The following is a 6,103-nucleotide window of genomic DNA, read 5'->3' on the forward strand; positions in this document are numbered from 1 at the left end:
TCAAACTTGATTAGTGGGCGGACGGGTCCACGACCGACGCCACCGACGACCGCGGCATCGGCACCCTCAGCGGCTGTCCCCCGGATGCCGCTCCCCCGTCGCGTACGGGTTCTCCTGGCCGTCCTCCAGGACGCCGACGAACGGCTCGCCCTCCCCCGCGAAGGTGTAGGCGCCGCCCTCGATCCGGGCGATCAGGCCGGCGGTCCACTCGGCCTCGCCGTCCGCGGTGTGGATCCACAGGTTCATGATCTCGCCGATGTGTCCGAGCTGCTCGGGGCCGTCCTCCGGCACGTAGTGCGCGGTGACGGCCCTGCGCCACTCCTCGATCCGCCGGACGCGCTCCTTGAGCAGCGCCACCGCCTCCGCCCGCGGCAGGTCCACGATGAACCCGATGGCCGCCGACTTCACGTCCATCCTCTGGTCGTAGGAGGTCAGCGCCTCGCGCAGCAGCCGGAAGAACTCCTCGTCGCCCCGGCCGGTGATCTCGTACTCGGTGCGCGGCGGGCCACCGGCCGTGGACGGCGCGATCTCGTGCGCGTGCAGCAGGCCCTGCTTGGCCATCTGCTTCAGTGCGTGGTAGATCGAGCCCGGCTTGGCGTTGGACCACTCGTGCGCGCCCCAGTACTCCAGGTCGTTGCGCACCTGGTAACCGTGGGCCCGCCCGTGCTGGCGGACGGCGCCCAGCACGAGAAGACGGATCGCTGACATGGGGCCAGCGTAGGACCCCGGCCGGTCAGCCCTGGCTCGCGCCCTGTTCCCTGGCCACCAGTTCGAAGGCGGTGGCCCCGTCCAGCGACTCCCGGATGATGTCCGCGTGGCCGGCGTGCCGGGCGGTCTCGCGGATCAGGTGCAGGGCCAGCCAGCGCATCGAGACCCGCTCGTCGGGGAACCAGGGGGCGTCGGGGAGCGCGAAGGTGTCGTCCAGGCTCGGCACCGAGCGCAGGAAGGCCTCCGTCTCGGCCGCGACCTTCTCCCAGTACGCCAGTTGCGAGGCGACCGTCTCGTCGCCGGTCAGCCTGAAGTTCTCGTCCCAGTTGGACTGGTCGCGCCGCACCGCCGGCTCCTCGCCCCGCGCACGGGCGACCCAGCCCTGCTCGACCTCGGCGACGTGCTTGAGCAGTCCGGACAGCGACAGCTCGCTGACGCTCGGGCGGGACGACGCCTGCTCGTCGGTCAGGCCGAGCAGCGCCCGCCGGATGCCGCCGCGCTCGGCCTCCAGGAAGGCCAGCAGTGCCCCGCGCTCGTCCTGCGTGCCCTCCGCGGAAACGTGAGTGACCATGACCGGCCGCCTTTCGTCGGTGCCCCCGGTGGGGCGTTCTGGGAGTTCTTCCTGACACCGACGAAGCTACGGGCCATAGAGGACAGTTCCTGTCCTCTATGGCCCGCTGGGGACGATCGAGGCAGCCGAGGACGACCGAAGACAGCAGCGGGACGCCCCAGGAGGAGGCGCCTAGAACGGAAACCCGCTGCGCCCGTGCTGCACCGAGATCCACTTCAGCGTCGTGAAGGCGTCCACCGTCGACTCGCCGTTGAGCCGGCCGACGCCGGAGTTCTTCTCGCCGCCGAAGGGCACCAGCGGCTCGTCGTGCACGGTGCCGTCGTTGACGTGGAACATCCCGGTGTCGATCCGCTGGGCGAACCGCACGCCGCGCTCCACGTCCGCGGTGTGCACGGCGCCGCTGAGCCCGTACGGGGTGTCGTTGACGAGGCGTACGGCCTCTTCCTCGCCGTCGAAGGTGAGCAGGAAGGCCACCGGGCCGAAGACCTCCTGGCGCAGCAGGGGGGAGTCGGCGGGCAGGCCGGTGAGGACCGACGGCTCGACCAGGTTGCCCGTGGTCGTACCGTGCACCAGCGCGGTCGCGCCCTCGGCGATGGCCTGCTCGACGGTGCCGGAGATCGACTCGGCCTGCGAGGCGTTGATGACCGGGCCGATCACCGTGTCGGGGTCGCGCGGGTCGCCCGCCCTGAGGGACTTGACCTTGGCGACGAACTTCTCGGTGAACTCGTCGGCGATCGAGCGGTCCACGAGGACGCGGTTGGCGGCCATGCAGACCTGGCCCTGATGGACGTACCGGCTGAAGACGGCGGCGTCGACGGCGTAGTCGATGTCCGCGTCGTCCAGCACCACCAGGGCGCTGTTGCCCCCGAGTTCGAGGATGGCGCGCTTGAAGTTGCGGGCGCAGACGGTGGCGACGTGGCGGCCGATCCTGTCGGAGCCGGTGAACGATATGACCTTGGGCACCGGGTGGTCGATGAAGGAGTCGCCGATCTCGGCGATGTCCGTGACGACCACGTTGAGCAGACCGGCCGGCAGGCCCGCGTCCTCGAAGAGCTTGGCCAGCGCGGAGCCGCCCGTGATGGGCGTGTCCTGGTGCGGCTTGACCACGACGGCGTTGCCCAGGGCGAGGGCCGGGGCGACCGACTTCAGCGTCAGCAGGAACGGGAAGTTGAAGGGGCTGATGACCCCGACGACGCCGACCGGGACGCGGTAGAGGCGGTTCTCCTTGCGGGGGTCCGGGGAGGCGATCAGCCGGTCCTCGGGGCGCAGCGTGAGGTTCACGGCCTCGCGCAGGAACTCCTTGGCCAGGTGCAGCTCGAACGCGGCCTTGACCCGGGTGCCGCCCAGCTCGGCGACGATGACCTCGGCGAGTTCCTCCTCGCGCTCCTCGAGCAGGCGCAGGGCCTTCTCCAGGACGACGCGGCGGGCATACGCGCCGGCCTCGGCCCAGGCGCGCTGGGCGCGGGCCGCGGCGCGGTACGCCTCGTCTATCTCGTCGGACGTGGCTATCGTGATCGCGGCCAGCTTCTCGCCGTCGTACGGGTTGAAGTCGATGATGTCCCAGGACCCGGTTCCCGGACGCCACTCGCCGTCGATGTACTGCTGAGCCAGCTCGGTGAAGTAGGACGACATGTGACCCCTCAATCCCTGCTGCGGAAGCAGTCCCTGATCGTCCGTCATCGTACTTGTGACAAACGGGAATTGGGGGGCCGGTGAGCAGACTCCGGGTGCCGGACGCGGACGGATTCAGGACAGCTGGAGCAGGCCGCGCAGCAGGTCCCGGCTCTCGGCGGGACCGGGGCTGTCGTGCTGGAGCTCCTTGAGCGCCTTCTCGTACTGGGCGACGTCCTCGGGCTTGTCCAGATAGAGCGCGCTGGTGAGCTGCTCGAGATAGACCACGTCCGACAGGTCGGACTCCGGGAAGCTGAGGATGGTGAAGGCGCCGCTCTCGCCGGCGTGGCCGCCGAAGCTGAACGGCATGATCTGCAGCCGTACGTTGGGCCGCTCGGAGAACTCGATGAGGTGCTGGAGCTGCCCGCGCATCACCTCGCGGTCGCCGTAGGGGCGGCGCAGGGCGGCCTCGTCGAGGACGATGTGGAAGTCGGGGGCGTTCTCGGAGACGAGGTGCTTCTGCCGCTCCAGCCGCAGCGCCACGCGCTTTTCGACGTCCGCCTCGCTCGCGCCCTGCATGCCGCGCCGCACCACCGCGCGGGCGTACGCCTCGGTCTGGAGCAGGCCGTGCACGAACTGCACCTCGTACACGCGGATGACGGACGCCGCGCCCTCCAGGCCGACGTACGTCGGGAACCAGCTCGGCAGGACGTCCGAATAGCTGTGCCACCAGCCCGCCACGTTGGCCTCACGGGCGAGCGAGATGAGCGATGCGCGCTCGGCCTCGTCCATGATCCCGTACAACGTCAGCAGGTCCTCCACGTCCCTGGTCTTGAAGCTCACCCGGCCCAGCTCCATCCGGCTGATCTTCGACTCGGAGGCGCGGATGTGGTAGCCCGCAGCCTCGCGCGTGATCCCGCGCGCCTCGCGAAGTCGCCTGAGTTGCGAGCCGAGCAGCATCCGCCGCACCACCGATCCGGGCTCTCCCGCGCTCACGTTCGCCAGCCTCCCCAACCGTCTTTAGGGCCCGCAGTCTGCCACTAAATCACTCCGAGCAGTACTCGTCCGATTACACAGACGGAAAGAAGCCAAAGACGAGGAGACGGGGGAGCGAAGAAGAAGGCGGGCGGAAGGCGGGCAGACGGCGAAAAGGTGGCGGAAAAAATGAGCAACAAGCGGTACGGGAGGGGCCAATTCGGTCGCGTGCACGTGCATCTGCCCTTGCATCTGCTGTACGCATCCGAAACCATGGTCCCGCGCCACCGCTGCATCGCAACGCCTGCATCGCAACGACCGCGAATTCCCGGGAGTGCCTCGCATGGGGACGAATGGATCGACCATGCTCGAGCCGTTACGGCAGGGCCTTCCGCCGCTGGATCCCGCGGCCGTGTCCAGCGCCGCCTCCTGCGCTCTGCCCGCCCGTTACGAAGCGGTCCGCGAGGCCAGGCGGTTCACCCGCAGGACGCTCGACCAGTGGGAAGTCGGCGAGCGTTTCGACGACGTCTGTCTCGTGGTCTCGGAACTGGTCACCAACGCCCTGCGGCACGCGCTGCCGGACGCGGGACCGCTCACGCCGGCCCACGAACCGCCGGTGCGGCTGCACCTGTTGCGCTGGACCGAGCGTCTGGTGTGCGCGGTGCGCGACCCCAGCAACGACAGTCCGGTCGCCCGTGACGCCGAGGACTTCTCGGCGGAGTCGGGGCGCGGGCTGTTCCTGGTCGACTCCTTCTGCGACAGCTGGGGCTGGAACCCGCTGGCCGGCACGCTGAGCGGCAAGGTGGTCTGGGCGATGTTCCGCCTGGAGAAGGACGGCTGAGGCCCGCGGCGTTTTCCGCGCCGCGGGTCTGCACACGCGGGGCGCGATCCTGCCTCCGGCGGTCGTGACGACGGTTCTTGCCGCTCTCGCCGGTCCGGCGACGGGGTGTTAGCTGTGACAACGTTGTCTCGGCGTCTCCCGCCGAGCCGGCGAACACCGTCCGGCGTCAGCCCGCGACCAGGTGGTCGAACTCTCCGTCCTTGACGCCGAGCAGCATCGCCTCGATCTCCGCGCGCGTGTAGACGAGGGCGGGGCCGTCCGGGAAGTTCGAGTTGCGCACGGCCACCCTGCCGCCCGGCAGCCGGGCGAATTCCACACACGAGCCTTGCGAATTGCTGTGCCGACTCTTCTGCCAAGCCACTCCGCGCAGCTCGGTGGCGGCCATGCCGTTGTACACGTCGTGGTCCACAGGTCGCTCCCCGGTGGTGCACTGGCTGGTGTGGCCATTGATGCAGTGGTCAACTGTGCCGGATCATAACCCTGTTTCCCGTGCAAACGCATGAGCAAGTGCATGCGCAGATGCACGTGCACGAGGGGTGTTCCCACGGTTACAGCTCCGTCGGCCCCCCGCCGCTGGTTCGTACGGTGTTCGTGCAGTAGAACAGACGCGTTCCACGCCGTTCCTGTTCCACCGTCCGACCACCGGCTCATTTCGGGGGGCACTGCTGTGCGTACGGCGACCCACGCGCGCGGGAGGCGTATCCGGCTCGCGGCCGTGGCCGCGGCTCTCGTCGGCGCGGTCACGCTGACGGCGTGCGGCGGAGACGACTCCGAGGACGACGCCACGCCGGCGCCCAGCGCGTCGGCCTCGTCCTCCGCGTCCGCGTCTCCGTCGGCCTCCGCGTCCGCCTCCGCGTCCGCCTCCGCCTCCGCCCCGGCCGGGGAACTGGAGGGCAGCTGGCTCGCCACGACCGGCGGCGAGTCGGTGGTGCTGATGATCAACGACGGCGAGGCCGGGCTCTTCGCCACGCGCGGCACCGTGTGCAGCGGGCGGGTCGAGGAGGCGTCCGGCGCCTCGACCATCCGTCTGAACTGCACGGAGGGCACCGACGAGCGCGGGACCGGGACGGTGGACTCGGTCAGCGACACGAGCCTCGAGGTGACCTGGGACGGCGGGCTCGGCCAGGAGACGTACACCAAGGCGGAGGGCGGCACGATGCCGTCCGGTCTGCCGACCTCGGGGCTCGGGACGGGCTGAGGCGGGGCGCGGGCGAGGCCGGGTGGGTGTCGCGGGTGGGTGCGGGTTACTGCCTGCGGCGGCCTGTCGGGGTCGGTTCTCGGTTGCGGTGGCGCTGTCGCCTGGTGCCTCGTCGGGGCCGGGCCGGGGGTGTCCGTCCTCGGAACGGCGCGGAATCGGTCTGTCGCAAGAGGTACCCGTGTTGACGCGCCAACCGCTG

7 protein-coding genes are annotated in these 6,103 nt (G+C 70.0%); 2 read left to right on the plus strand and 5 right to left on the minus strand.

The window, feature by feature from the left end; translation table 11 throughout:
• Nucleotides 1-66 precede the first annotated feature (66 nt).
• From ABZY13_RS26675 to ABZY13_RS26690, 4 genes are all read right to left on the minus strand, one after another.
• Entirely contained in the window at nt 67-708 is a 642-nt protein-coding gene (locus tag ABZY13_RS26675) for a PadR family transcriptional regulator (RefSeq protein WP_356635027.1), read from the minus strand.
• Between the two features lie 25 nt (nt 709-733).
• On the minus strand, nt 734-1,279 hold the full coding sequence (locus ABZY13_RS26680; protein ID WP_356635029.1) for a DinB family protein: 546 nt from the start codon (nt 1,277-1,279) through the stop codon (nt 734-736).
• A 171-nt stretch (nt 1,280-1,450) separates the two neighbouring features.
• Entirely contained in the window at nt 1,451-2,911 is a 1,461-nt protein-coding gene (locus tag ABZY13_RS26685; RefSeq protein WP_356635031.1) for an aldehyde dehydrogenase family protein, read from the minus strand.
• 114 nt (nt 2,912-3,025) lie between these two features.
• On the minus strand, nt 3,026-3,850 hold the full coding sequence (locus tag ABZY13_RS26690) for a helix-turn-helix transcriptional regulator (protein ID WP_356635047.1): 825 nt from the start codon (nt 3,848-3,850) through the stop codon (nt 3,026-3,028).
• A gap of 379 nt (nt 3,851-4,229) precedes the next feature.
• Between ABZY13_RS26690 and ABZY13_RS26695 the strand changes: the two genes are divergently transcribed.
• Nucleotides 4,230-4,706 carry an ATP-binding protein gene (locus tag ABZY13_RS26695; RefSeq protein WP_356635033.1) on the plus strand — a complete coding sequence of 159 codons (477 nt, stop codon included), beginning with the start codon at nt 4,230-4,232 and terminating at the stop codon, nt 4,704-4,706.
• Between the two features lie 166 nt (nt 4,707-4,872).
• Here the strand turns inward: ABZY13_RS26695 and ABZY13_RS26700 are convergent, their stop codons facing one another.
• Entirely contained in the window at nt 4,873-5,091 is a 219-nt protein-coding gene (locus tag ABZY13_RS26700) for a DUF397 domain-containing protein (RefSeq protein ID WP_073943372.1), read from the minus strand.
• 330 nt (nt 5,092-5,421) lie between these two features.
• Here ABZY13_RS26700 and ABZY13_RS26705 point away from each other — a divergent pair, with 330 nt between their 5' ends.
• The gene (locus ABZY13_RS26705) at nt 5,422-5,904 is read left to right on the plus strand and encodes a hypothetical protein (protein WP_356635035.1); all 483 of its coding nucleotides are present in this window, start codon (nt 5,422-5,424) and stop codon (nt 5,902-5,904) included.
• The last annotated feature ends 199 nt before the right edge of the window (nt 5,905-6,103 follow it).

Origin of the sequence: Streptomyces sp. NPDC006610 (assembly GCF_040611575.1) — a bacterium.
Classification (GTDB): Bacteria; Actinomycetota; Actinomycetes; order Streptomycetales; family Streptomycetaceae; genus Streptomyces.

Coding starts and splice junctions, on each gene's coding strand:
- ABZY13_RS26675 (WP_356635027.1), bottom strand. CDS start 708: ATGTCAGCGATCCGTCTTCTCGTGCTGGGCGCCGTCCGCCAGCACGGG.
- ABZY13_RS26680 (WP_356635029.1), bottom strand. CDS start 1,279: ATGGTCACTCACGTTTCCGCGGAGGGCACGCAGGACGAGCGCGGGGCA.
- ABZY13_RS26685 (WP_356635031.1), bottom strand. CDS start 2,911: ATGTCGTCCTACTTCACCGAGCTGGCTCAGCAGTACATCGACGGCGAG.
- ABZY13_RS26690 (WP_356635047.1), bottom strand. CDS start 3,850: ATGCTGCTCGGCTCGCAACTCAGGCGACTTCGCGAGGCGCGCGGGATC.
- ABZY13_RS26695 (WP_356635033.1), top strand. CDS start 4,230: ATGCTCGAGCCGTTACGGCAGGGCCTTCCGCCGCTGGATCCCGCGGCC.
- ABZY13_RS26700 (WP_073943372.1), bottom strand. CDS start 5,091: ATGGCCGCCACCGAGCTGCGCGGAGTGGCTTGGCAGAAGAGTCGGCAC.